The sequence below is a fragment of the Vibrio lentus genome (assembly GCF_030409755.1).
GTDB classification, from domain to species: Bacteria; Pseudomonadota; Gammaproteobacteria; order Enterobacterales; family Vibrionaceae; genus Vibrio; species Vibrio lentus.
On the sequence record NZ_JAUFQE010000002.1, the window covers coordinates 52149 to 77771 of the forward strand.

The 25623-nt window shown below is 44.8% G+C and carries 20 protein-coding genes; 15 read left to right on the plus strand and 5 right to left on the minus strand.

All coding sequences use genetic code 11. The features are described 5' to 3' along the window. The first annotated feature begins 6 nt into the window (after positions 1–6). The 7 genes from hisS to QWZ07_RS08630 all read left to right on the plus strand — a co-directional run bounded on the left by hisS (position 7) and on the right by QWZ07_RS08630 (position 7371). Complete coding sequence (gene hisS, locus QWZ07_RS08600; RefSeq protein ID WP_065113443.1) at positions 7–1275, plus strand: histidine--tRNA ligase; 1269 nt, start codon at positions 7–9, stop codon at positions 1273–1275. Positions 1276–1354: 79 nt separating this feature from the next. Then, a complete protein-coding gene (locus tag QWZ07_RS08605) occupies positions 1355–1969 on the plus strand; it encodes a YfgM family protein (RefSeq protein ID WP_017106479.1) in 615 nt (204 codons plus the stop codon). A 10-nt stretch (positions 1970–1979) separates the two neighbouring features. Beyond that, positions 1980–3140, plus strand: a complete 1161-nt coding sequence (gene bamB / locus QWZ07_RS08610; RefSeq protein WP_065105021.1) for an outer membrane protein assembly factor BamB — start codon at positions 1980–1982, stop codon at positions 3138–3140. A gap of 158 nt (positions 3141–3298) precedes the next feature. Next, positions 3299–4780, plus strand: coding sequence for a ribosome biogenesis GTPase Der (gene der, locus QWZ07_RS08615; RefSeq protein WP_017106477.1), 1482 nt, complete (start codon positions 3299–3301; stop codon positions 4778–4780). 133 nt (positions 4781–4913) lie between these two features. Continuing rightward, positions 4914–5816 carry an alanyl-tRNA editing protein gene (locus tag QWZ07_RS08620; protein ID WP_192853432.1) on the plus strand — a complete coding sequence of 301 codons (903 nt, stop codon included), beginning with the start codon at positions 4914–4916 and terminating at the stop codon, positions 5814–5816. A gap of 289 nt (positions 5817–6105) precedes the next feature. Further along, positions 6106–7107, plus strand: a complete 1002-nt coding sequence (locus tag QWZ07_RS08625; RefSeq protein ID WP_017110468.1) for a sensor domain-containing diguanylate cyclase — start codon at positions 6106–6108, stop codon at positions 7105–7107. A gap of 36 nt (positions 7108–7143) precedes the next feature. After that, positions 7144–7371, plus strand: coding sequence for a zinc ribbon domain-containing protein (locus QWZ07_RS08630; protein ID WP_017056199.1), 228 nt, complete (start codon positions 7144–7146; stop codon positions 7369–7371). 89 nt (positions 7372–7460) lie between these two features. Here QWZ07_RS08630 and xseA read toward each other — a convergent pair whose 3' ends face one another. After that, positions 7461–8807 carry an exodeoxyribonuclease VII large subunit gene (gene xseA / locus QWZ07_RS08635; protein ID WP_192853433.1) on the minus strand — a complete coding sequence of 449 codons (1347 nt, stop codon included), beginning with the start codon at positions 8805–8807 and terminating at the stop codon, positions 7461–7463. A gap of 269 nt (positions 8808–9076) precedes the next feature. Between xseA and guaB the strand changes: the two genes are divergently transcribed. From guaB to QWZ07_RS08660, 5 genes are all read left to right on the plus strand, one after another. After that, positions 9077–10540 (plus strand): IMP dehydrogenase, encoded by a 1464-nt coding sequence (gene guaB, locus QWZ07_RS08640; RefSeq protein WP_010440594.1) that lies wholly within the window; start codon positions 9077–9079, stop codon positions 10538–10540. A 202-nt stretch (positions 10541–10742) separates the two neighbouring features. Beyond that, positions 10743–12296 carry a glutamine-hydrolyzing GMP synthase gene (gene guaA, locus QWZ07_RS08645; RefSeq protein WP_192853434.1) on the plus strand — a complete coding sequence of 518 codons (1554 nt, stop codon included), beginning with the start codon at positions 10743–10745 and terminating at the stop codon, positions 12294–12296. 288 nt (positions 12297–12584) lie between these two features. Further along, positions 12585–14294 carry a chitinase gene (locus QWZ07_RS08650; protein WP_192853435.1) on the plus strand — a complete coding sequence of 570 codons (1710 nt, stop codon included), beginning with the start codon at positions 12585–12587 and terminating at the stop codon, positions 14292–14294. A 275-nt stretch (positions 14295–14569) separates the two neighbouring features. Then, positions 14570–16120, plus strand: coding sequence for a Na+/H+ antiporter NhaC family protein (locus QWZ07_RS08655; protein WP_192853436.1), 1551 nt, complete (start codon positions 14570–14572; stop codon positions 16118–16120). Positions 16121–16482: 362 nt separating this feature from the next. Next, on the plus strand, positions 16483–17076 hold the full coding sequence (locus QWZ07_RS08660; RefSeq protein WP_017106470.1) for an acetate uptake transporter: 594 nt from the start codon (positions 16483–16485) through the stop codon (positions 17074–17076). A 141-nt stretch (positions 17077–17217) separates the two neighbouring features. Here the strand turns inward: QWZ07_RS08660 and QWZ07_RS08665 are convergent, their stop codons facing one another. The 4 genes from QWZ07_RS08665 to QWZ07_RS08680 form a co-directional block, all read right to left on the minus strand. Then, positions 17218–18765, minus strand: coding sequence for an alanine/glycine:cation symporter family protein (locus QWZ07_RS08665; protein ID WP_065105004.1), 1548 nt, complete (start codon positions 18763–18765; stop codon positions 17218–17220). Positions 18766–19221: 456 nt separating this feature from the next. After that, positions 19222–20592, minus strand: coding sequence for an MBL fold metallo-hydrolase (locus QWZ07_RS08670; RefSeq protein WP_192853437.1), 1371 nt, complete (start codon positions 20590–20592; stop codon positions 19222–19224). Positions 20593–20739: 147 nt separating this feature from the next. After that, on the minus strand, positions 20740–21507 hold the full coding sequence (locus QWZ07_RS08675) for a 1-acylglycerol-3-phosphate O-acyltransferase (protein ID WP_017080293.1): 768 nt from the start codon (positions 21505–21507) through the stop codon (positions 20740–20742). A gap of 197 nt (positions 21508–21704) precedes the next feature. Further along, positions 21705–22643, minus strand: coding sequence for a hypothetical protein (locus QWZ07_RS08680; protein ID WP_192853438.1), 939 nt, complete (start codon positions 22641–22643; stop codon positions 21705–21707). Between the two features lie 217 nt (positions 22644–22860). Here QWZ07_RS08680 and QWZ07_RS08685 point away from each other — a divergent pair, with 217 nt between their 5' ends. The 3 genes from QWZ07_RS08685 (at position 22861) to QWZ07_RS08695 (ending at position 25361) form a co-directional block, all read left to right on the plus strand. Next, positions 22861–23694: a YeeE/YedE thiosulfate transporter family protein gene (locus QWZ07_RS08685; protein ID WP_372197246.1), complete on the plus strand. Its 834-nt coding sequence runs from the start codon at positions 22861–22863 to the stop codon at positions 23692–23694. A 46-nt stretch (positions 23695–23740) separates the two neighbouring features. Continuing rightward, positions 23741–24469, plus strand: coding sequence for a DUF429 domain-containing protein (locus tag QWZ07_RS08690; RefSeq protein ID WP_192853439.1), 729 nt, complete (start codon positions 23741–23743; stop codon positions 24467–24469). Positions 24470–24551: 82 nt separating this feature from the next. Beyond that, positions 24552–25361, plus strand: coding sequence for a M15 family metallopeptidase (locus tag QWZ07_RS08695; protein WP_192853440.1), 810 nt, complete (start codon positions 24552–24554; stop codon positions 25359–25361). The last annotated feature ends 262 nt before the right edge of the window (positions 25362–25623 follow it).

Consider the following 25623-nt stretch of genomic DNA (forward strand, 5'->3'; position numbering starts at 1 on the left):
AATATTGTGGCTAAAAATATCCAAGCAATTCGAGGCATGAACGACTGCCTTCCAACTCAATCACCACTGTGGCAGAAAGTAGAAAGCGCAGTTAAAAGTGTGGTGAGCGCATACGGTTACAACGAAGTACGTATGCCTATCGTTGAAGAAACAAACCTATTTAGCCGTGCTGTTGGTGAAGAAACTGACGTTGTTTCAAAAGAGATGTACACCTTTGATGACCGTAATGGCGATAGCCTAACGCTGCGTCCAGAAGGAACAGCAGGTTGTGTACGTTCATGTATTCAAAACAGCCTTATTAACCGTGATGAACAGCGCCTATGGTACATGGGTCCAATGTTCCGTCACGAGCGTCCTCAAAAAGGTCGTTACCGTCAATTCCACCAATGTGGCGTTGAAGTGTTTGGCCTAGACGGTCCAGACGTAGACGCTGAACTTATTATGATGACAGCACGTCTTTGGCGTGAGCTAGGCATCGACAAACACGTTCGCCTAGAACTGAACTCAATCGGTTCTCAAGAAGACCGCGTAAGCTACCGCACTGCGTTAGTGGCGTTCCTTGAGCAACACATCGATGTGCTTGATGAAGATTGTAAACGTCGCATGCACACTAACCCTTTACGTGTACTTGATACTAAGAACCCGGATGTTCAAGCGATCTTAGGTGACGCACCTCGACTATCTGAATATTTAGGTGAAGAATCAAAGCAACATTTTGCTGGTTTGTGTGAACTTCTTGACGCTGTTGGTATCGAATACCAAGTTAACGAGCGACTAGTACGTGGCCTAGATTACTACAACCGCACAGTATTTGAGTGGATCACTGACAGCCTAGGCGCGCAGGGTACAGTATGTGGCGGTGGCCGTTACGATGGTCTTGTTGAGCAACTAGGCGGCAAAGCAACTAATGCGGTTGGTTTTGCAATGGGTCTAGAGCGCCTGGTTCTAATGATGGAAACGCTAGAACTTACAGAAGTTCGTCGTAGCGTTGACGTATATATGGTTGCTGCTGGCGAAGGTACTATGATCGCGGGCATGCAGTTAGCGAATCAATTGCGTGACACCGTTAAAGGCGTACGCGTGATGAACCACTTCGGTGGTGGTAGCTTCAAGAAGCAATTTAAACGTGCTGACAAAGTAGGTGCTGTTGTAGCACTTGTACTTGGTGAGAACGAAGTTGCTGATAATACAGTTGTGCTAAAAGATTTGGTTGGCGGTGTGCAAGAAACCGTGTCTCAAACGGAAGTTGCAGAGAAAGTTGCTGCGCTAATCTAGTTAGCCATTGAGCAAACGCTCATCATGAATATTAACGTCAGCACTATGCTGGCGTTTAAAGAATTAAAGAGGACAGGAAGTGGAACTTTACGATAGCGAAGAGCAACAAGTTGAAGCCATTAAAGATTGGTGGAAAGAGAACGGTAAAGCCGTAATCTTTGGTGCGGTTATTGGTTTAGGTGGTCTATTTGGCTGGCGCTATTACCAAGATTCAGTCGTTGAAGCGCGTGAAGCAGCTTCAGAAAGCTACACCTCTGTAATTTCAGCTCTTGATACTAAGGGCGTTGATGCTCAATCTGATATTCAAGCTTTCATCGACGCAAACAAAGATGCTGAATACTCTGTTCTTGCTGCTATGCAATTAGCTAAAGCGCAAGTTCAAGCGGGTGACCTTGCAGCAGCACTTGAACAGCTTGAGTGGGCAAAATCGGCAACTAAGGACGCGGCATTAGCACCACTACTTACTTACCGTGTTGCTCGTATCAAAGCTGAGCAAGGTGAATTTGACGCAGCATTGACTGATCTTGAAGCGATGACTGACGAATCTTGGAAAGGCCGTGTTGCTGAACTACGTGGTGATATTTCACTTCGTAAAGGCGACACAGATGCGGCTTACAGTGCTTACTCTGAAGCACAACAAGCTGCTGATGCGAGCCAAACGCTTCAAATCAAACTTGACGACCTAGCTAAATAAGGCGCTTTGAATGAAGAAGATGTTTCCAAAAGCGGCGTTGTGTGCGATTGCTCTTGGCCTGTTAGCGGGTTGTGCGGGTGAAGAAGACACCGTCATCATGGCTCCAGTACCAACGGTAAACAGCGAGTTCACTCCTAAGCAGGAATGGTCTACGTCGGTTGGTGATGGTGTTGGTCATTACTTTTCAAAATTAACGCCAGAGCTTGCTTACGACAAAGTGTTTGTTGCAAGTCGCGAAGGTATTGTTAAAGCGCTTGATCCTGAAACGGGTAAAAAGTTGTGGGAAACCGATCTTGAAAAAGATGTGCTCGCACGCTTATCAGGTGGCCTAACAGCGGCTTACGGCAAAGTGTTCTTAGGCTCTGAAAATGGCGAAGTGATCGCGTTAGACGAATCGACCGGTGAAGAACTGTGGCGCGTACCAGTGAACGGTGAGGTGCTTGCATCTCCTGCGACTGAAAGCAACATGGTATTAGTTCATACGAGCCGTGGCATGATGATCGCTTTAGATCAAGAAAGCGGCGAACAGAAGTGGACGATTAGCACTGAAGTTCCAAGTTTAACACTGCGCGGCGATAGCTCTCCTGTTGCTGTTTCTGGTGGTGTTTTCTGGGGAACGGCAAATGGACGTTTGGCTGCTGCTATCGTTGACCGTGGTCAGCTTATTTGGCAACAACCGGTTGGCACGCCAAAAGGCGCAACGGAAATTGACCGCTTGGTTGATGTTGATGCGTCTCCGATTGTTCTTGGCGGCACCTTGTATACCGTTGGTATCAATGGTCAGTTAATTGCTATCGATCTTCGTTCTGGTAAGCCAGTTTGGAAGCGTAACTACTCGTCAGCGATTGATTTAGCAAGCGATGGTAGTCGTTTGTTCGTTGTTACTGACAAAGACCATGTGGTTGCGGTAGATGCGCGTAGCGGTACTGAGCTATGGAGCACGCCATTGCTAGAAAACCGCTTACTGACAGCACCTGCTATTATTAACGGTTATGTAGTCGTGGGTGATACAGAAGGTTATCTACACTGGTTAGATCGTTCATCGGGTGAGTTCGTTGCCCAACAGTTAGTTGATGATAGCGGCTTTGCGGTTGCGCCAATTGAGCTACCTGAAGGCTACTTAGTGACGACTCGCAATGGCGATGTAAAGAAACTAACGATTAGCCAATAAAAGCGTGATACAATTCACAGTCGGCTCCTGGTTGGTAACAGCTAGGAGCCGTTTTGTTGTTATAAATTAATAAACCATGTGGTTATAGGTAAGAGTTTAAACTTGCGAACAAGTGCTTACCTATAACTACATTTAGAGAAGAAATTGTAGAGGTTGTTATGGTACCTGTTGTTGCTCTAGTAGGGCGTCCGAACGTAGGTAAATCTACGTTATTTAACCGATTGACTCGAACTCGTGATGCATTGGTTGCGGATTTCCCTGGCTTAACGCGTGACCGTAAATACGGCCATGCTCATTTTAGTGAGCATGACTTTATTGTTATCGACACTGGTGGTATCGACGGTACCGAAGAAGGTGTTGAAACTAAAATGGCTGAACAGTCGCTAGCGGCGATTGATGAAGCTGATGTCGTTCTGTTTATGGTAGATGGCCGTGCTGGTCTAACACCTTCAGATGTGGCTATTGCTAAGCACCTTCGCCAACTAGAAAAGCCTTCAATGCTCGTAGTAAACAAGGTTGATGGTATCGACCCTGATGCTGCAAGTGCTGACTTCTGGCAGTTAGGCGTTGAAGATATGTATCAAATCGCAGCGGCACACGGTCGTGGTGTAACCGCACTGATTGACCTTGCACTTAACCCATTCGCTGAAGCTTTAAAAGCTGAGAATGGTGAAGTAAGCGATTTGACTGAGTTTGAAGACGAAGAAGAAGAGCAAGTTGATTTCACTGAAGAAGAAGCGGAAGAAGAATTCCAGCGTCTTCAAGATCAACCAATCAAGCTAGCAATCATTGGTCGTCCGAACGTAGGTAAATCAACACTAACTAACCGTATTCTTGGTGAAGAACGTGTTGTTGTTTACGATATGCCAGGTACGACTCGTGACTCTATCTACATTCCAATGCAGCGTGATGAGCGTGAATACGTTCTGATTGATACTGCGGGTGTTCGTCGTCGTAAGAACATCAATGAAACGGTAGAGAAGTTCTCTGTAGTTAAAACACTGAAAGCGATTGAAGACGCTAACGTTGTGTTATTGCTGATTGATGCTCGCGAGAATATCTCGGATCAAGATTTAAGCTTGTTAGGCTTTGCGTTGAATGCTGGTCGTTCAATCGTGATTGCAGTAAACAAGTGGGATGGTCTAGACAGCGATGTAAAAGAACACGTTAAGAAAGAACTAGACCGCCGTTTAGGTTTCGTTGATTTCGCACGTATTCACTTTATTTCTGCACTTCATGGCACAGGTGTTGGTCACTTGTTTGAATCTGTTCAAGAAGCTTACAAGTCAGCGACAACACGTGTTGGTACTTCTGTTCTGACTCGTATCATGAAAATGGCAACGGATGATCACCAACCGCCTATGGTTCGTGGCCGTCGTGTGAAACTTAAATACGCGCACGCTGGTGGCTATAACCCACCTATTATCGTTATCCACGGTAACCAAGTTCGTAACTTGCCAGATTCGTACAAACGATTCCTAATGAACTACTACCGTCGTTCGCTAGAGATCATGGGTACACCGATTCGCATTCAATTCCAGAACAGCGAAAACCCGTTTGAAGCGAAAACAAACAAGCTAACGATTTCTCAGGAACGCAAACGTAAACGTATGATGAGCATGATGAAAGGCCGTAAATAACCCTTTCTAATCGATTTGATACCCGAGCCTGTCTCGGGTATTTTTTTAAGCAAAATTTACGTTAAGCCATAGCCTCACATTCTCACATCATTATGGGTTAGCGAATTAGACTCGATTTCAAAAGAAGAACAATATGAGCACTAGCGATTTGATTACATCTGCACAAGCAATCACACCAACCATCACTCAATTCTGTCATCAGGCTTGGCAGCTCAATGCCAAAGCGCTATATGTTGAAAGCGATAACAGTAAAACCTACTTGATCACTGATGTGACGCCTTTTCATCCTGTTAGTTATATTTGGCCAGATCACCCTGCAGACCAAGGTTTTGTCAGCGTAAATGGTGAACAGTATATTGTTGAAGATTGCCTTGTTGGTGCAATAGAACAATCTACTGGAAAGCTTCATATCGCAGCAGATATTCCTGTTAAGCGTGATACGGAAGGGTGGGCGTTTGTGGTTGTTCACCAACTACCGGCATCAGCTTCTACGATTAATATTGGCGATGAAGTTGAGTTGTCGGTTGATAAAGAATACCAAGCAAGCTTGAGCCGTGGGCATAGTGCTGGTCATATCGCTTTCTTAGCGTTGAATAAAGTACTGGCTGAGAGTTACTGGCGCAAAGATGCGGACAGAAAAGATCCGCTTGGCAGTTACGACTTCAATAGCTACGCGCAAGTCACCAGCTTTGTGACCCCAGAGTTGTGTACCGACAAGTATCGTTTGGGCAAAACCTTGAAGAAACGCGGCTTGAACGTCGCAGACATGCTAGCAAACCTTGATGGCATTGAAGCCGACATCAATCAAATGATGGCAGGCTGGCTAGCAGAGCCGACGCCAGTCGCGATGAGACTGGAAGGCGAGGCATTAACAGACTCTCGTTACTGGGAATGGCAGCTCAATGCAGACACTCTCGTGTCTATTCCGTGTGGTGGTACTCACATTGATAATACGTCAGAGCTTAAAGCATTATCGGTTAAGTTAACCCAGTTAGATGACCAGAATATTGAAATGCTGACGCATGTAATTCGATGATTTAGACTATAGATCGAAATAGCTTGTGCTGTTTATTTTGTTTTTATATGTTACTTTTGATATAAATGACTATTTAAAATTGAAATGCAGCACATGTAACTTATGCTTTCGGTGTGTGGTGATATAAATATTCTTTTTGGGGTAGATCGCTGATCAAAATAGATAAAGCGAAAGATCAACCTATGATCTTCGATTGTGTGTTGTGGTTATTTAGTGTGTTATTATTAACCAATAGTAAGCTTGCATAAGAACAAGCCGTACCTAATTACACAATAGAAAGCTTTAGTGAATGGAACAAAAATTTTTATTAGAAGGCCACCGAGCAGTCAACAGTTTGCTTCGAAAGCTTGCTCTTGGGATGGATCGTAAAGATTTAAATCATAAGATCATTCAGCTTACCGAGCAGCTTTTCGGGCAGCGTATGGCTTCAATTTTACTGCTCAACTCAGAGTCAAAGACTTTGCACCTTGAATATGCTCCGAACCTACCTGATTTTTATAATCAGCAAATAGAAGGGGTGGGGATTGGTGTGGGAATTGGTTCTTGTGGAGAGGCGGCGGCACTCAAGAAAGCCGTTATGGTTTCAGACATCAATAGGCACCCCAATTGGGTACCTTTCCTACCTCTGACCAATCAAGCTAATCTTCATGCGTGTTGGTCAGTACCAATCATCTCCTCACATGGACATGTTCTAGGTACCTTCGCGATTTACAGCCAGTACATCTCTGAACCCCATGAATTCGAACTCGAAATCCTAGAGTTATTGGCTTCACTGTATTCGGTCGCATTGGAGAAATATGAGTTAGAGAATCAACTTAACTTTTTTGCTCATCATGATTCCCTTACTCATTGTTTGAATCGCCGAGCACTGTTGAGTGAAGCTGAAAACGTACTGGCAAAGCGATGTTTTGGTGACAAGGTTATGGCGTGTCTGTTTGTCGATGTCGATAAATTCAAATCAATTAATGACACATATGGTCACAGCTTTGGTGATGGCGTATTGCTCGCTGTTGCAAAGGTTTTAGATGAAGCCACCTCGACATGTGCCAAAATTGGTCGCTATGGCGGTGATGAATTTGTGGTGTTCTCTTGTTTTGACTCTGAAGAAAGCGTTGTTAGCTTTTATCACAGCTTAGAAAGAACCTTGGAACAAGCGCTCTATATCAACGATATTCAGTTCGCAGTCAGTGTTGGGCTCTCTTATGAAAAAGATCCTGAATCATTAGAAACCTTGATCGTACAAGCTGATAAGAACATGTACCAAATCAAGCAAGCGAAGTCTCAGCGGTAGTAGATTGTAAAAATAGTAGTGAATTAGGAAATACTAATGAGTGAAAATATCTGCCCTAAGTGCCAGTCTGAGCTAGCTTGGGATGGCAAGTATCACTGTGAAAGTTGTCAGGCTCACTTTACTAAAGTTGGATTTTGCCCTGAGTGCAGCAGCCAACTTGAGAAGCTTCAAGCCTGTGGTGCAGCGAGCTATTTTTGTAATGGCGATTGCAACGAGTTGAAGTCTAAGTCGAGAGTGAAATTCGAATTCCAACCAGCGGAATAGCCTTAAATTATTTGGTTTGAACGACAATCGGTGATGTTATACCAGAGACTCAATACTAAAGTGTTGGGTCTTTTTTGTATCTGATGAAACTAAAGCTCACTCTTCGCGACTCTTGTTGTCACTTGCGATTCAATTACACCATCTTCAACTTGGGTGGTGATCACTTCGCCTACTTCGACGTCATTAATCGATGACACAGTCTTGCTCGATGCAGAATGGGTAATGCTGTAACCACGCTTTAGAGTTGACAGCGGGCTCACTGTTTCTAGCTTCTCTGCAGCCATGGCTAGCTGGTGGCGAGTCGTTAGTAATGTCTTGTCCATTGTATCCAACAGCTTTTGCTCTGAACGTTGCAGATGCAGTTTTTGTTCGCCAAGGCGTTTCACTGGCGAGTTCAACTGAAGCTGGTGCTGCTTACGTTCAACACGTTGTGCATGCTGCTTTAAGTATTGAGTCATACCACGACGCAAACGCATGTCTAGGTCATCAAGCTGCTGACTCTGCTTTTGCAGTTGGTAGCTCGGGTGTTGTTTCTCTAAGCGGTATTTCAACGTTTGAGTTGATTGTGCTTGTTTGATTAACACATGACGAATCGCACTCACCAAACGAGCACGTTTAGACGCGAAAGCTTGTTCTTTATGGCTGTTATCGCGGCTAACCAATTCAGCGGCTGCTGATGGTGTTGGAGCACGCATATCTGCGACGAAATCAGCGATAGTGACGTCAACTTCGTGGCCAACGGCGCTGATAATCGGGATCTGGCTTGCTGCAATAGTGCGAGCAACGATCTCGTTATTGAAACACCATAAGTCCTCTAATGAACCGCCGCCACGACCCACGATCAATACATCACATTCGTTGCGCTCATTGGCACGTCCAATCGCTTGAGCGATCTGAATCGAAGCTCCTTCACCTTGCACCATGGTCGGATACACGATGACTGGCAATGAAGGATCGCGCCTTTTCAGTACATCGAGAATATCGAAGAGGGCTGCGCCTGTTTTAGAGGTGATGACACCAACGCATTTAGGATGTTCTGGAAGAATTTGTTTACTCGATTGAGCAAATAAGCCTTCCGCCGCCAAGTTCATCTTAAGTTTTTCAAATTCTTGCTGAAGCTTGCCATCGCCTTCTGGCTGCATGCTTTCGATGATGAGTTGATAGTCACCACGCGGCTCATAAAGAGACAGACGAGCTTTGACTAAAACTTGATTACCGTTCTGGGGTTTAAAAGTAACACGACGGTTATTGCCACGAAACATAGCGCACTTAACCTGAGCGCGAGAGTCTTTAAGCGTGAGGTACCAGTGACCAGATACAGGTGCAGAGAAGTTTGAGATTTCACCAACGAGCCAGACTATTCCCATTTCGTTTTCTAATAGGAGACGAACCTCTGAGTTGAGGCGAGAAACAGTAAAGATGTTTGGATTAGTCATAGAAGCACTATCTTTCCTTGAAGGAAGGTCTTTCTTGGAATCTCACAGGGCGTGAGTATGGAAGATAGCGGCAATATAATACATAGCAAGGGGGTAAATGCAAATTAAAAATACAAAAATGTGTAGCCAAGCGATTTCGTTGGCCGTATAATCCGTCCGCAATATCTAATCCAAATGCAGTTTGATTTTCCTTAATTGGCTGCCCTCATTAGGCGAAACGATGAGATTGGATTGTTTCTTTTTACTCCTATTATTGTGAGATATTGCAAATGCTAAGAATTGCCAAAGAAGCGCTGACATTCGACGACGTACTGCTAGTGCCAGCACACTCCACCGTTCTCCCTAATACAGCTGATCTTCGCACTCAGCTGACGAAGAATATTTCCCTAAACATCCCAATGATCTCTGCATCGATGGATACTGTGACAGAAGCTCGCCTAGCGATTGCACTGGCACAAGAAGGCGGAATAGGCTTCATTCATAAGAACATGTCTATTGAACAGCAAGCTGAAATGGTTCGCCAGGTTAAAATTTACGAAGCAGGTGTGGTTTCTCACCCTGTTACTGTAAACCCTGACGCGACAATCGCTGATGTTGTAGCTCTTACTCAAAAACACGGCTTCGCCGGTTTCCCTGTTGTTACTGAAACAAACGAACTTGTTGGTATTATTACTGGCCGTGACGTTCGCTTTGTGACTGACCTTTCTAAGAAAGTTGACGTAGTAATGACACCTAAAGCTCGCCTTGCTTCTGTTAAAGAAGGTGCTACTCGTGAAGAAGTTCAAGAGAAAATGCACGAAGCGCGCGTTGAAAAAGTTCTTGTTGTAAATGATGACTTCCAACTAACGGGAATGATCACTGCAAAAGATTTCCACAAAGCAGAACGTAAACCAAACGCTTGTAAAGATGAGCGCGGCAGCCTACGTGTAGGTGCAGCTGTTGGTGCTGGTGCTGGTAACGAAGAGCGCGTTGCTGCTCTAGTTGAAGCTGGTGTAGACGTTCTACTTATCGACTCTTCACACGGTCACTCTGAAGGCGTACTTAACCGTATCCGCGAAACTCGCGCTGCATACCCTGATCTACAAATCATCGGTGGTAACGTAGCAACTGGCGCTGGCGCTCGTGCTCTTATCGAAGCCGGTGTTAGTGCAGTTAAAGTGGGTATCGGCCCTGGTTCAATCTGTACGACTCGTATCGTTACTGGTGTTGGTGTTCCTCAAGTAACAGCAATCGCAGACGCAGCTGAAGTAGCAAATGAATACGGTATCCCAGTAATCGCAGATGGCGGCATTCGCTTCTCTGGCGATATCTGTAAAGCTATCGTTGCTGGCGCATCTTGTGTGATGGTTGGTTCAATGTTCGCTGGTACTGAAGAAGCACCGGGTGAAGTTATCCTTTACAACGGTCGTTCTTACAAGTCTTACCGTGGTATGGGTTCTCTTGGCGCTATGTCTCAAGGTTCTTCTGACCGTTACTTCCAATCTGACAACGCTGCAGACAAGCTTGTTCCAGAAGGTATTGAAGGTCGTATCGCATACAAAGGTCGTCTAAAAGAGATCGTTCACCAACAGATGGGCGGTCTACGCTCAAGCATGGGCCTAACGGGTTCTGCAACTGTTGAAGACATGCGTACTAAAGCTGAGTTTGTTCGTATCTCTGGTGCGGGCATGAAAGAATCTCACGTACACGATGTTCAAATCACGAAAGAAGCACCTAACTACCGTTTAGGTTAATAATACGTCCAAACGTTTGAATAATGTGCTGATTTAGTCGGCACATTCTTTTATCTACCGTCTGTTTTGTTAAAAGTCCGATTTTCTCAAAACACGTGGTTAAAGATATCTAACGAAAACGTTTGCTTTATTTCTTGAAGAGTTAATCAGAGGTGAGTAAACTCGCCTCCGTTTTATCACATAGCCAATAAGACTGCTTACAATGACTAAAAATATTCATGACCAACGTATTCTAATTCTGGACTTCGGTTCTCAATACACACAGCTAGTAGCTCGTCGTATTCGTGAGATCGGTGTTTACTGTGAACTTTGGAGCTGGGACGTAGAAGAAGCGGATATTCGTGAATTCAATCCAGACGGTATCATCCTATCTGGTGGCCCTGAAAGTGTAACGGAAGAGAATTCTCCACGTGCACCTCAGTACGTATTTGATTCAGGTGTGCCTGTATTCGGTATCTGCTACGGCATGCAAACTATGGCTGAGCAACTTGGCGGTAAAGTAGCAACGTCTACTGAGCGCGAGTTCGGCTACGCTGCTGTACAAGTGACTGGCGAATCTGCACTTTTCGCTGACCTTGAGTCTACTCAAGATGTTTGGATGAGCCACGGTGATAAAGTGGTTGAGATCCCTGCTGATTTCACAAAGATCGCTGAAACTGACACTTGCCCATACGCTGCAATGGCAAACGAAGAGAAGAAGTACTACGGCGTACAATTCCACCCAGAAGTAACGCACACTAAAAACGGCCTAAAAATGCTTGAGAACTTCGTTCTTAACGCGTGTGGTTGTGAAGGTCTGTGGACTTCAGCGTCTATCATTGAAGATGCAGTTGCACGTATTAAAGAGCAAGTAGGTGACGACGAAGTTATCCTTGGTCTTTCTGGTGGTGTTGATTCATCAGTAGTCGCTATGCTTGCTCACCGCGCTATCGGCGACAAACTAACATGTGTATTTGTTGATAACGGTCTTCTTCGTTTAAACGAAGGCGAGCAGGTTATGGACATGTTTGGTGACCAATTCGGCCTTAACATCATTAAAGTTGATGCTGAAGAACGTTTCCTTAACGCTCTGGAAGGCGAAGCTGAACCAGAAGCTAAGCGTAAGATCATCGGTCACGTATTCGTAGATATCTTCGACGAAGAGTCTAAGAAACTGAAGAATGCTAAATGGCTTGCTCAGGGTACTATCTACCCAGACGTAATCGAGTCTGCAGCATCTAAGACAGGTAAAGCACACGTAATCAAATCTCACCACAACGTTGGTGGCCTTCCTGATGATATGGAAATGGGCCTTGTTGAGCCTCTACGTGAGCTGTTTAAAGATGAAGTACGTAAGATCGGCCTAGAGCTTGGTCTTCCATACAACATGCTTTACCGCCACCCATTCCCGGGTCCAGGTCTAGGTGTTCGTGTACTTGGTGAAGTGAAGAAAGAGTACTGTGACTTACTGCGTCGTGCTGATGCTATCTTCATTGAAGAGCTTCACGCTGCTGACCTTTACCACAAAGTATCTCAAGCATTCACGGTATTCCTACCAGTACGTTCAGTTGGCGTAATGGGCGATGGCCGTAAGTACGATTGGGTTGTATCTCTACGTGCAGTAGAAACTATCGACTTCATGACTGCTCACTGGGCACACCTTCCATACGACTTCCTAGGTAAGGTTTCTAACCGTATTATCAACGAAGTTAACGGCATTTCACGTGTTGTTTACGATATTTCTGGTAAACCACCAGCAACTATCGAGTGGGAATAATCTCTTAGAGATTTAACCAGTTTTGATTAAGCTCTTAAGCCTCGAACTCAGTTCGGGGCTTTTTTCTTTCTGATTCAGGGTATTAAAGAGCCATATCTAACCGCTAGAAACCAAATCAGTTGGAAACTAGATATCAGCTCAAGAAAGCATGAGACGCGTTGTTACGTTTAACTATACATAAAACTATCACTCGCACTTTTTATAAATTCATATCGCAACAGCTAGGCTATTTCCCATGTGCCACATACTCTTTGATGGACTTATTAAGGACAGATAAGAGAATCCATCATGTTAAAAATCAAATATTTGGCGACAGTAGTTGGCTGCACTTTAGCAGCACACAGTTACGCGTCTTTGAACATTCAACCTGATCCGCAAAACCCGAATGGCTACCTTGTTGAAAAGTCGGCACTACAAGCTGCTGAACAAGCGAAAACATCCGATCCTATGTATGCGATCTGGTCACAAGCATTACAAACTCGTCCCAATAGTATTGTTGAAGCTATTGAACCGGGTTTAGCCTCGAATCCTGAAAACGTGAAACGAGTCGAGCGTGTATTCCCTCAATCTGAATGGGACTTCCTCACTCAAATGGCTGCGCCAGAATACACCTACACTCGTTTCTTACGTGCGATTGGTAAATTCCCAGCCTTCTGTGGAGAGTACACTGATGGCCGAGACTCCGACGCCATCTGTAAAAAATCCATCATCACCGCTTTTGCTCACTTCTCACAAGAGACGGGCGGTCACATCGCGATAGATAACACCTCTGATAACCCATTAGCTCTAGAAGAGTGGCAGCAAGCGCTGGTGCATGTTCGTGAAATGGGTTGGTCTGAAGGTCAAGAAGGTTACACCACCGGTTGTGGTCAGAACGATTGGCAGAATGCACGTTGGCCATGTGCGGCGGGGCAGGGCTACTTTGGACGTGGTGCTAAACAGCTTTCTTATCACTTTAACTACGGCGCGTTCTCGGAAGTGATGTTCGACGGCGATGCAACGGTTCTATTGAACAATCCAGGTTTGGTTGCTGATTCATGGTTGAACTTGGCTTCTGCCATTTGGTTCTTCCTTACACCTCAAGCTCCTAAACCAGCAATGCTGCACGTGATTGACCGCACTTGGACACCCTCTCAACGTGAGTTGGATGCGGGTATTGGTTATGGCTTTGGTACCACGATCAACGTGATTAATGGTGGTATCGAGTGTGGTGAGCAAAACAAAGACAAAGGCCAACCAGTTAACCGTATTCGTTACTGGGAAGGGCTAGCGGCGCACTATCAAATTCCGGTAGAAGCCGATGAAGCCAATACTTGTTGGCAGCAAACGCCTTACGGAAGCTTGAATCTCAACGGCGCAACCGATGTGTTGTACACCAACTGGGATGGAAACTGGAAATACTACGCAGACCGTCCTGAAGGATACTCATTTGAATGTGAGTTGGTTGGATTCCAAACGGCATATTCAGCGCTGGTGGCTGGCGATTACGAGAAGTGTGTGACCAACTTTTATGGTTCTCATGCGAGCTGGCCTGAAGTGAAAGTGGTCGATAAGCTTGATCCAGTAGACCCTGGGACTGATCCGGGTGGTAACGGTTGGAGTGCGGCCAAGGTTTACAATGCGGGTGACCAAGTTACTCACAACGGTGCAACCTACGAAGCGAAATGGTGGACACAAGGGGATGATCCTGCCAATGGCGGCCCTTGGAAATTAGTAGTGGGTGAGCCAACACCACCCGTGACAGACCCATCGCCAGTTGCCCCTGCACCTGTCGATCCTGCTCCGGTAGACCCAACACCAGTTGAACCACCTGTGACCGAGCCGCCTGTCGTTGTTGACCCATCGGTGTTTATCACATGGCAAGCGGGCGTTAGCCAAGTGAGTAACGGTGATAAAGTGACGCATAACGGCAAGTGCTTCGTAGCGAAAAACGGCCCGGGTGTATGGGAAAGTCCTGTTCAGTCGAATTGGTTCTGGGATGAAATTAGCTGTAACTGATCGTCTGAATACTGAAGAGGTGACCTAAGTTACGAGTTCAGTAGTACGACCATAGCGATATAAATAGTCAAAAGCCGAAAGTTTCTACTTTCGGTTTTTTTTCGTTTCGAACTTGGCTATCTAAGGAGGGTGATTGTTCTATTTAGCTATGTTGAAGCGCATTTAAAGACTAATTATCCAGTTAGAGGATAAAGTTCTGTACAAATGGGCGTTGTGAATTTATATTCAAATTTAATTTATATTTATTCTTTCTATTTTAGGGTTAAGGTGTACCTATGGAACAGACAGATATCACGTCACTCATCCCCATTGTGATTACTTTGGTGTTGTCGTTGGCGACAAGGAATGTGGTGATAGGCCTTTTTGCTGGCGTACTAAGTGGCGTTGCGATGCTTACTGGCATGTTTAGCGAACTTAACCCACTTGATACGTTTGGTACCATGGTTAAAGGTTACCTAGTCCCGCAACTTACCGACAGCTATAACGCAGGTGTGATCATGCTGTTGGTGTTCATCGGTGGCTTTGTCGCTCTGATGGAAAAGTCGGGTGGTGGTGTTGCGTTTGCTAAGCGTGTGACTGAATGGGTAAGCAACAAGTGCCAAGCTCAAATCTCAGCATGGTTTGGGGGAATCGTTATATTTTTCTCTGACTTAGGCACCCCTTTAATCGTTGGCCCTGTTTTTCGTCCCCTTTTCGATAAACTGAAACTTTCAAGACAGAAGCTAGCATTCATTATTGATTCAACCTCATCGCCAGTTGCGATCCTTATTCCTTTCATTGGATGGGGCGTTTACATCATGAGCCTGATTCAAAAAGAGTTCACGGCTTTGAATGTCAACATGTCTGACTGGGATGCCTTCATCGGTGCGATTCCTTTTCAGTTCTACGCGTTCCTCGCGATTTTCATCGTTCCTTTGGTTTCATTTAAAGGCTTAGATTTCGGACCGATGGCAAAAGCCGAGCGTGATTGCCAAGCGGGAATCAACTCTGGTGTGAATAGCGAATCACTTAATCCTTTCTCGCATAAAAATGCAAAGGCCTCTTTTGTTTGGGCGCCGTTGTTAGTGATGCTAGTAGTGCTGTGTGCCATGTTGGTTCCTCAAGGCTTCCCATTCCAAAAGGTTGCGGGTTCTTCATTTAGAGCTGCATTATCTTCGGCTTACTTCTTTGCTGCGATTACCTTGATCTCGTTGATGGCTTACTACGGTGTAAGAAAGCTTTCGGATGGTGTTTCCGTATACCTAAAGGGCATGGGTAACATGATGCCTGTTGCGATTATCTTGGTACTGGCTTGGGCATTAAGTACAGTCGGTAAAGAGTTGGGCGCAGCGGCTTATATTGCCGAGCAAGCACAGAGTGGTTTCCCTTATTGGCTAGTGCCTGCGGTCGCGTTTTTGTTGTCGGCTATTATTTCATTTGCTACTGGTTCGTCGTGGGGAACCTTCGCGATAATGATGCCATTGGTTATTCCAACGGCTGTGGCAATAGATGCACCGCTACTCGTCGCAATTGGTGCAGTGTTGTCTGGTGGTTTGTTTGGTGACCATTGCTCACCGATCTCTGAAACAACGATTCTTTCTTCAACAGGGGCAGGGTGTGACCAGTTTGAACACTTTAAGACACAGCTTCCTTATGCGTTGATGAACGGCTCTATCGCTTTAGTTAGTTTTGTAGTGGCAGGCTTTACTGGAAGTGTATTGGTTGTGCTGGGTGCTCTTGTTGCTCAGCTTATCCTTGTAACTCTATTAGCTAAGCGCGATGCAAGTAAAAACGCTTCTTCAGAAGTTCAATCTCAAGTATCTGAATCTAAAACACAACAAGCGTAATTTAAGATTACGAATGGGGAACAGATACGGGATGCGAGTAATCGAGTAACGAAAAACTCGCTCTCTATTGTCTAAGTTTGATGCTAAGGGTTCTCGCTTACTCAAATCTGAAGACTCTTTTCTCATCCCTCATTTCGCATCTCGTTACTCGCATCTTTTTTTATAGCGCGATAGGGAACCTGCTTATTTATAGTTCCCATGAATCAATCAGCGCCGTTATGAAACTGATTTTCCATAAGATCATTTCTACAACCTTAGTTTGCGTTAACTTGATTATCCTTTATGGCGGTTTATAGATTAAAATTTTCTTACAAATTTTATCGATTTTTTTTAATCAACCACTTTAATAAGGTAAATTCGTAATGTCGACCAAACTAGCTAACCCAGCGCCACTAGGCTTAATGGGTTTCGGTATGACCACTATTCTTCTTAATATCCACAACGCAGGTTTCTTCCCAATGGATTCAATGATCCTTGCGATGGGTATTTTTTACGGTGGTTTGAGCCAAGTTATCGTGGGCACAATGTGTTTCAAACGTGGTGACACGTTCGGTACAACTGCGTTTACTTCTTACGGCCTATTCTGGTTGTCTTTGGTTGGTTTGATTGTAATGCCTTACATGGGTCTACCAGCAAGCCCGGCAGCATTCATGGGTTGGTACCTACTATTATGGGGCATCTTCACAGGCTTCATGTTCATCGGTTCTCTATGCTACCCAGTAGCGAAGCAGGTAGTATTCGGTTCACTAACTATCTTGTTCTTCCTACTTGCAGCTCATAACTTCACGGGCAGCTCATTGATCGGCACTATCGCTGGTTTTGAAGGTATCTTCTGTGGCGCTTCAGCTATCTACTTTGCAATGGCACAAGTAATCAACAACGAATACGGCCGCACAGTACTGCCTGTTGGTGAGAAGAAAGCACCTCAAATGGCAACACAAGAAATCGCAGCTTAATACTCTAACTTGGGAACAGTTAGTTTGTTATAAACAGCGATTTGTTATGAACAAAACAAAAGGGGTTAGCCGAAATGGCTAACCCCTTTTTTATGCGTTATTAATAGCGCGAGTTAAAGCGAACTATTTGTAAAAGCAATCTTACGATGAAGGCTGCTCTACAGGTTTACCGTCTGCAGCTTCTGCTTCAGGAGACTTACCTGTTTTACGCTTGTACTTCTCTTCCCAGTAAGTAGCACCTTTGATGCCTAATTTTACAGGGTTAAATGTGTACTCAGTTACGCCTTGTTTCTGTTGCTCTTCATAATCAGCAAGTGCTTTAAGCGCTGGCTTAGACATGAAGAAGATGATCAGAATACCTACGATGTTTAACCATGCCATCAAGCCAACACCAACATCACCCATTGCCCATGCAAGGTTCGCGGTTTTAACTGTGCCATAGAAAACTGCAGTGATAAGAACAAGCTTAAGTACGAACATCATGCCAGGGATCTTGATGGTACGACGTAGGTAAGCAATATTCGTTTCTGCAATGTAGTAGTAAGCAAGAATCGTTGTAAATGCGAAGAAGAACAGAGCAAATGCGATGAACGGCTTACCAATACCTGGTAGCGCACTTTCAATAGCAAGCTGTGTAAACACAGGGCCATTCGCACCGATGTTTGCTGCTAGGTTCTGTACAAGGAAGACACCTTCAGCGCCGCCATGAACGTTGTAAGCACCAGTGATGATGATCATGAACGCTGTAGCTGAACATACTAGAAGTGTATCGATGTAGATAGAGAACGCTTGTACCAAACCTTGCTGAGCTGGGTGATCAACACTTGCAGCCGCTGCCGCGTGAGGACCAGTACCTTGACCCGCTTCGTTTGAGTAAACACCACGCTTAACACCCCAACCAATTGCAGCACCGAAGCCAGCCATAGGTGTGAATGCATCGCCGATGATCATTGCGAAAACAGCTGGCACTTGGCCGATGTTTAGCAGAATGATAACGAACGCGATGATGATGTAAGCCAATGCCATGAATGGAACAACGATTTGTGTGAAGTTCGCAATACGTTTAACACCACCAAAGATGATGAAAGCAAGGATGATAGCAACAACAGTACCAGTGAAAATTTTAGCGAAACTGAATGTACCGATAGCTGTTTCAATCATGTCACCTGAACCAAATGCAGCTTCTACAGCATTACCAATACTGTTTGACTGAACACCTGGAAGCAAAATACCACATGCAAAAATAGTCGCGATAGCGAAGATCCATGCGTACCACTTCTGACCCATTGCTTTTTCAATGTAGTAAGCCGGACCACCACGGAACTGGCCTTCGTCTTCTTCTTTGTAGATTTGCGCTAGCGTAGATTCTGCGTAAGCAGTCGCGGCGCCAAAGAAAGCTACAACCCACATCCAAAATACTGCACCTGGGCCACCGAAACCGATAGCGGCAGCAACACCAGCAATGTTACCTGTACCGACACGGCCAGATAGCGAAACGGCTAGAGCTTGGAAAGACGAGATGCCTTTTGATGAGCTTTTACCCGATAGTAGCAAGCGCCACATTTCAAAGAAGTGACGGATTTGAACAAATCGAGTCATGATGGAGTAGAACAAACCTGCACCTAAACATAGGTAGATAAGTACTGGACTCCAGATTATTCCATTCAAAAAATCAACGAATGACTGCATGAGTATTTTCCCTGTTAGTTTTACTTATGATTGTTTTTCGAACAACACAATACTTCACTTGTAACCCAAGTGTTAAATTATTTAACTGCGCATTAGGATTACTGTGACATAAAGCAAGTTACAGAGGGGGTTTGTTAACGCTTAGTTCTAATTCGATAATCGTTTCATTTAACTTTATATGCAACTTGTTTTGTTTGTGGGTGTTTTGCAGAGTGAATAAATAGTGATTAATACAAAAAGGGTAACTTGAGGTATACAGAAGAAAAGAAATTGAGAAAAACAGTGTTCAAACCTGCTTAGCATGAACGGCTGTTATGTAAGTGGTAGGGTGGAATAAGCTAGAACATATCACCGACATCGAGTCCGTGGGCAGGCCTAAGTGGCTGCATTCTTGAGGGCATGATTACGGCAGTTTTAATCTTTATCAAAGAGGATGTCGCGAATTTGGTCGCAACTTCAAACAACCTTGAATCCTTGTTTAAGTAATTCTTGAGCGAACTCAGACTGAGTATTTGGTTCGCCATGTATCAAATGCACTTCTCTTGGTGGAACGGAAATTCCTGCTATAAATCGGTTGAGGTCCTCTTTATCGGCATGAGCCGAGTAGCCAGACATACCATGAATTTGAGCATTAACCTCAACGTCTTTGTTATCAATAAAAACCTGTGTTTTACCTTGTTGCAACTCGCGCCCGAGCGTTACGTGTGCTTGGTATCCCGCTAAAATGACATCGGTGCGTTTATCTGGAAGCAAAGCCGATAAGTAGTTCATGATCCTGCCGCCCTGACACATCCCAGAAGCTGCAACAACAATCGCAGGTTCACCTGTCGACTTGAGGCGGTTAACGATTTTTTTGTGCATTCTATGCCCATCAACAGTAATGCATTGTTCAAAAGCGAGTGGGTGACGTTTCACTTCAAGGCGCTGCTTAGCTTCTTGACCCCATAACTCTTTAAAGCGTCGGTAGGATCGCGTTACTTTCTCTGCCATAGGCGAGTCGAGGATGATAGGAATATCGGCGCTGAGTTGATGCTCAAAGATCAGGTTTTCAATATCAAACAGCAGTTCTTGTGTTCTGCCGATACTAAATGCCGGGATCAGGATGACACCACCATCGAGTAATGAACGGTCAATAATTGCTTTGAGGCGTTCAGAGCGTGAAGCAATATCGTCGTGCGTGCTAGTGCCATAAGTCGATTCGATAAACAGATAGTCGGCTTGTTGTGGTGGTTTTGGATCCGGCAGCAATGGCGTATTACTTGGGCCCAAGTCGCCTGAAAAGACCACCACTTCTTGGTTTGGTAACTTAAGCTCAATATAGGCGGAACCTAAGATATGCCCTGCAGGTTGAAAACGAGCATACAGAGTATTTGGCCTATGATGATCCTTTCCGTCGTTTTGCTGTTTAGAGACAATTGGAAACCATTCCCCATAAGGCTTAGGAGCAATCAACGAATGAATTTTTTTAAGGATGAGTTTGGATTGTTTATGACTGAGCCCTTGCAGTTTTAAGCCATCTTCAATCATTAAAGGAGCGAGTTCAGCCGTCGCCTGAGTGCAATAAATTGATTGGTTAAAGCCACTGGCAAGCAACCAAGGTAATCGACCAATATGATCAATGTGAGTATGAGTCAGCAGCAGAGCGTTAAGGTGGGAAGTTTCAAATTCAATATCAAGAGGGCGTGTATCTTCACCTTGAAGCTTTTTACCTTGAAGATCTAAACCTTGAAAAAGGCCACAATCGATGAGCACCGCTTGGCCTGAATCTCTTAATTCGTGACAAGATCCTGTGACGGTATGTTTGCCGCCATGGTGAATCACTTCCATCGTTTACTCCCATTGCTCTATAAAGCCATTAACGCCTGTTTTTATTTTGCGGATAAGCGCCGGCATGTAAAACAAGAACAATGAGAGTTGCGATCGTTGAGTGTCTTTTTAAGTAACTGAGCGATGACTCAGTGGGTTCGCTGCGAGTTAGTTCGTAGAAGAACCGTCTGAATCCAGTTCTGGGTTTTGTTGCGCCTCTAAACGAGCCACTTCGGCATCAAGCTCTGCTATTTTTTCTGCCATTAAGGCATGACAGCGATTCGCTAACTCTCTTGCGTCGCTGAGCTTGTATCCGGATACATCTATAGGTTCAAGCATCTCGGTGATCACAATGCCATTATTAACTCGGTTGAGGTCAATCTTATTGTGTGTGGTGCTGGTACACATCGGGGTGATAGGCACACCGGCTTCAATCGCCATTCGGAAAGCGCCCGTCTTGAATGGCAGTAGTCCACGCCCTTTACTGCGCGTTCCTTCAGGGTAAACCCAAACAGACAGATCTCGCTGATGAATGGCTTCCGCCACTTGCTTGATGGTATCGCGTGCTTTGGACTTATCTTCGCGGTTAATCATGATGTTACCGGTGATCCAATACAGCAGCCCAAAGAAAGGCACATACAACAAGTCGCGCTTGCCTAAAGAAACGGTACGAGGCCTTAGCATCCCAGGGTCAGTCACAAAGTCTAATATGCTTTGGTGGTTAGAGATGTAGACGCTTTTTTCTGATGTCGGTGCATTGTCTAGGCCGCGCTGCACCAGTTTTACACCGACGATCTTTTGTAGTTGATTGAACCAACGGCAGAAAACGTACACATGTTTAGGGTTCTTAGGGCTAAACAAGCAGTAAACAAAAGCACATAGAGTGGTGAAAATAATAAACACCGTAGCCAAAATAATACGAAGAACAGCAAGCACAATTCACTCCTTACTCACCGCAAGATTGCAATGATTAAATAGTTTTAGATGCTTGAAGTTTTCACTCTATTTAACCGAATTGCAACAATTAACTGTTATAGGGGGCTTTTTTTAGATCTTTATATAAAACAAGGACTAACAATGGGTGTTTAACACGAACATCGAGCTTACACGTGTTCACCAGTAGCGAGGCATGTTCACCAATACTGTTTATTTGGATCCGACTTTTCTACCCATTCAGGATCTTGACGCGACTCTAAATAGAGTTGTAGGCCGTTATAGGACATGAAAGCTGCAGGGCCACCAAGGTGTTCGAAATAGTCAAAATAATCGTCTTCGAGTGAACAAAGGTGAGCTAAATCTTTAACGTTATTCATCATTGCCCATTGAATAGCGAACACCGGAGCCGTCGAACCTGAAATGCTGACCTCTTCGACATTTGGGTTGAACAGTGAATTGGCTTGTTCAAGCAGTATCTCTTCTTGCTCAGACTCTTGCTGTAACACCTCTTCGATGATCTCTGAGCGTTTGGTATTAGAGACATTCTTATTCAGCTTGGCGATTCGAAGCGCGTAGCTAAAACGGTCTGTTGAAACGATGTCGACAAGTTGCGATAGCAGCTCTTTGTCTACGCCCGCAGCCTTGGTGAAATAATCGATACACGAATTGATTGAAGCATAGCGAGTACCGTCGAATTCAAAGCCACTGGTTTCGTCGTAGACCTCTATTACAATGTCATCAACCGACAAAGGCCAACCTTTATAATCGACGCGTTGCTTGGCGATTTGATACATCTTCCAAGCACTGCGCCCAAACCCGCCAAGTGTCGAGCCAGAGAAATCTGAATCAATAAGCTCTTGTTCCGTCCAATTTTCACCAATCCCTAGGTGCTTTGCGTACTTATCGATGAGTGCGTGTTTTATCTGATCGCGCACAGCCCAAATCGAAGTTAGATCTTTTGCATACCTAACACTCGCGCACTCCTTACAAGCTGGCAGTGCAATCGGTGAATAGTCTATCTTGGCAATAGCCTGTGCAGTCTTAGGGAATTCAACAACATCATTGGAAGGTTCACCACAAAACCAACAGGTGTGGCGCAGGTTGAATGGGATGTCTATGTACGAGTATGTGGTCATTAGTCTTTTATCGGCTGGGTGCTTGAGGTTGGTTTAATTATCAAAACAATTATCCCTGTTCAGACTTGTCCTTGCACGTTGTTATTGGATGTTCTGACTATATTTAACCAACGACAATAATAAAATCAACGCAATTCGGAGGCCATGTATGTTGTTTATTCTCGCTTTGCTCTGCATCTTTCTGGTGGGATACCTCGCCCAAACTACCGGCCTTTGCATGGTTCGGGGCGTTAAAGAGGCGACAAGCGGATCACCAATGTTGATTGTCGCGATTGTGTTTAGTGGCTCATTGGCTTGGGTGTTTATGGCATTAGGTTCGGCAGTGGAAGGACGAGCTTTATCTTCTGCGTTTTGGCCGAGTCTGTTTTCATTGTTCGGCGGTTTTTTATTTGGTATCGGAGCGGCGATTAATAGTGGTTGTGGGGTATCGACGGTGAGTCGTTTAGCTCGTGGCGAAGTGGTTATGTTGGCGACCATATTAGGGTGGTTCGTTGCTTGGTTGTTGTTTGCCCCAGTGTTGCCTACGGAGTTAAAAGGATCTCGGTTGGTATTATCTGATTTTTCCCGATATGCATTCCTTGGGATCATTTCGTTCATTATTGTGGTGAGTTGCTACTTCATGAATGCAGTAAATCGCAAGTTATGGTTCTCAATGTTGGGGATTGGGTTGATGGCAGGCTTTGTTTTCACGTATGAACCGCACTGGACGCCAAGTGGTTTATTGAAATCTATGGGTACTTCACTCTGGCATGGAAGAGTTGAAGATTGGCCAAGCAGCGAGCGTTTTATATTGATGATCTCGTTGTTAGTTGGAATGGTTAGCGCCGCGTTATTTACTGGATCCTTTTCTTTGAGGTTGAGCTCTATACGTCGATTGGGCAAGCACTTAGTTGCGGGTGTGCTTATGGGATTTGGAGCCGTAATGGCCGGTGGCGGGAACGATACTCAGCTGTTAGTGGCGATGCCAGTACTGTCGTTGGCGGGTGTTTTTTCTGTGTTGAGTATCATTGTGGGTATATATACCGGAGTTAAGTTGATTCAAAGTCGATAGTTAGCGACAGTACGTAAATAACATGGGCACGTAATTTGAGAACACAATGGAATACATCGGAATTGATGGCTGCAAGGCGGGTTGGATCGCTTGGATTGTCTCTGGCAAAGATCTCCCTGAGTTCAAGGTGGTAAACACGCTTGATGAATTGATTACAGATCTTACGGGAGCAACAACGTTAATCGATATGCCAATTGGCTTTAGCGATTCGCTTACTCCAGATAGATTATGCGATAAAGCGGCAAGACGTTTTCTCACCAGTAAGCGTGGCTCTTCCGTTTTTCCGGTGCCGTGTCGTGAGGCGGTTTACCAAACCGATTACATTGCGGGATGTAATGCCAATGTGGAGCAGCTTGATAAGAAGTTTTCTAAACAGACTTGGGGAATTGTGCCCAAGATCCGCGAGCTTGATGAGCTCATTGAAACTCATCCCAATCTTTCTATCAGGGAATCACATCCTGAGGTAGTGTTTGCAGCATTGAAAGACGAACCGCTGACGTTTTCCAAACGAACACAAGAAGGCAAAGAGGAACGACTTTCTATTATTCAGCAACTTGCCCCTCAATGGTGTGAAGGCTTGTCGTTGGCCATTTCAAATACCAAGCGTAAAGACGTCGCGATAGATGATATTTACGATGCTTTTGTACTGATGTTGATCGCCTATTACGCTCCGCAATTATCGACCTTACCTGAACTTTCTGATGTTGGTGGAGAAGCTGACAAGGATCAGAACGGACGAGTTAGAGAGATTGTCTATTGGAATAAAGCGCGCTAACAAAACGTGCCCTCAACTTGGCTTAGTATGCTATTTTCCAACTTCTGCTACCTTTCACTCTTACTATTTTTGAGTCTTTGATATGAAACGTTTTATTGTCGGCTGTCTGGCCACTGTGCTCAGTGCTGCGAGTTATGCTCAAGTTGCTCCTATATCTCAATGGCAATGCGACATGATGAAAAAGAACAATGTCTTGAGTAATGGTGCGCCCGTGGGTTGTGAGCGACTATCCAAGGTGGATTTCGATTTCATTAACTTCAAAGGGGAAACGCAACAGGGCAATATGATCGTGCTTGATGTTATTGCGCCTGCTGTTGAACAAATCTTTTCAGAGCTTAAACAGCGCAATTTCCCTCTTCATTCCGCTCGCCTAATGCGTGAATTCAGAGGTGATGATAGCGCCTCAATGGACGCGAACAACAGCAGCGCCTTTAACGCTCGTCCTATTACAGGCGGAGGTGCTTGGTCGAAACATGCCTATGGTGTGGCAATCGACATCAACCCGGTTCAAAACCCTTTCTTAGAGTTCGATAGCAACGGACGAATCACGGTAAAGCCTTCACAATCTGCGACTCGCTATGTGAATCGTACTCGTTTTCGCGCGCGTGATGAAATTGAACGTAGTGGCATGGCAGAAGATGTAGTTGAGCTTTTTGCCCATCATGGCTTTATGATCTGGGGAGGGGATTGGAATGCCCCAATCGATACTCAGCACTTTGAGGTCGGCTCAAGAAAGTTCGTTAACCAACTGCTCTCTAAACCACAACCTGAAGCCAAAGTGTTATTTGAGCGCTACGTCGAATCTTATCGACAGTGCTATCTCAAAAATAAAGGTGAGAACGCAGAAAAAGCTCGAGCTATCTGTGCAAAGAAAACAGTCGGGACTTTTTAGTGCTATGTTTATCTAGAACCGTTTGTGTTTTAGCAAGTTAAACTCGCTTCAGGTGTGTTTTGAATAGCTAAGGTCAGCGCTTGTCGTTGGCCTTTTTTGTATTCATTTTTTCAATAGAACACCACGTATTGAAAAGGTTATTGGGTATCCATTAGTCAATAATCTACAAGCGAATGCAGCGAAAAGTCATCGGTTTGTCATTGAAAAACTCATAGCGTTAACGTTTTGTGAGAACCATTGCTGGTGGGGGAACTCTTTGCCG

Coding starts and splice junctions, on each gene's coding strand:
- QWZ07_RS08660 (WP_017106470.1), top strand. CDS start 16,483: ATGTCGACCAAACTAGCTAACCCAGCGCCACTAGGCTTAATGGGTTTC.
- QWZ07_RS08665 (WP_065105004.1), bottom strand. CDS start 18,765: ATGCAGTCATTCGTTGATTTTTTGAATGGAATAATCTGGAGTCCAGTA.
- QWZ07_RS08690 (WP_192853439.1), top strand. CDS start 23,741: ATGGAATACATCGGAATTGATGGCTGCAAGGCGGGTTGGATCGCTTGG.
- xseA (WP_192853433.1), bottom strand. CDS start 8,807: ATGACTAATCCAAACATCTTTACTGTTTCTCGCCTCAACTCAGAGGTT.
- guaB (WP_010440594.1), top strand. CDS start 9,077: ATGCTAAGAATTGCCAAAGAAGCGCTGACATTCGACGACGTACTGCTA.
- QWZ07_RS08625 (WP_017110468.1), top strand. CDS start 6,106: ATGGAACAAAAATTTTTATTAGAAGGCCACCGAGCAGTCAACAGTTTG.
- guaA (WP_192853434.1), top strand. CDS start 10,743: ATGACTAAAAATATTCATGACCAACGTATTCTAATTCTGGACTTCGGT.
- QWZ07_RS08695 (WP_192853440.1), top strand. CDS start 24,552: ATGAAACGTTTTATTGTCGGCTGTCTGGCCACTGTGCTCAGTGCTGCG.
- QWZ07_RS08650 (WP_192853435.1), top strand. CDS start 12,585: ATGTTAAAAATCAAATATTTGGCGACAGTAGTTGGCTGCACTTTAGCA.
- QWZ07_RS08680 (WP_192853438.1), bottom strand. CDS start 22,643: ATGACCACATACTCGTACATAGACATCCCATTCAACCTGCGCCACACC.
- QWZ07_RS08670 (WP_192853437.1), bottom strand. CDS start 20,592: ATGGAAGTGATTCACCATGGCGGCAAACATACCGTCACAGGATCTTGT.
- bamB (WP_065105021.1), top strand. CDS start 1,980: ATGAAGAAGATGTTTCCAAAAGCGGCGTTGTGTGCGATTGCTCTTGGC.
- QWZ07_RS08685 (WP_372197246.1), top strand. CDS start 22,861: ATGGTTCGGGGCGTTAAAGAGGCGACAAGCGGATCACCAATGTTGATT.
- QWZ07_RS08630 (WP_017056199.1), top strand. CDS start 7,144: ATGAGTGAAAATATCTGCCCTAAGTGCCAGTCTGAGCTAGCTTGGGAT.
- QWZ07_RS08620 (WP_192853432.1), top strand. CDS start 4,914: ATGAGCACTAGCGATTTGATTACATCTGCACAAGCAATCACACCAACC.
- der (WP_017106477.1), top strand. CDS start 3,299: ATGGTACCTGTTGTTGCTCTAGTAGGGCGTCCGAACGTAGGTAAATCT.
- QWZ07_RS08655 (WP_192853436.1), top strand. CDS start 14,570: ATGGAACAGACAGATATCACGTCACTCATCCCCATTGTGATTACTTTG.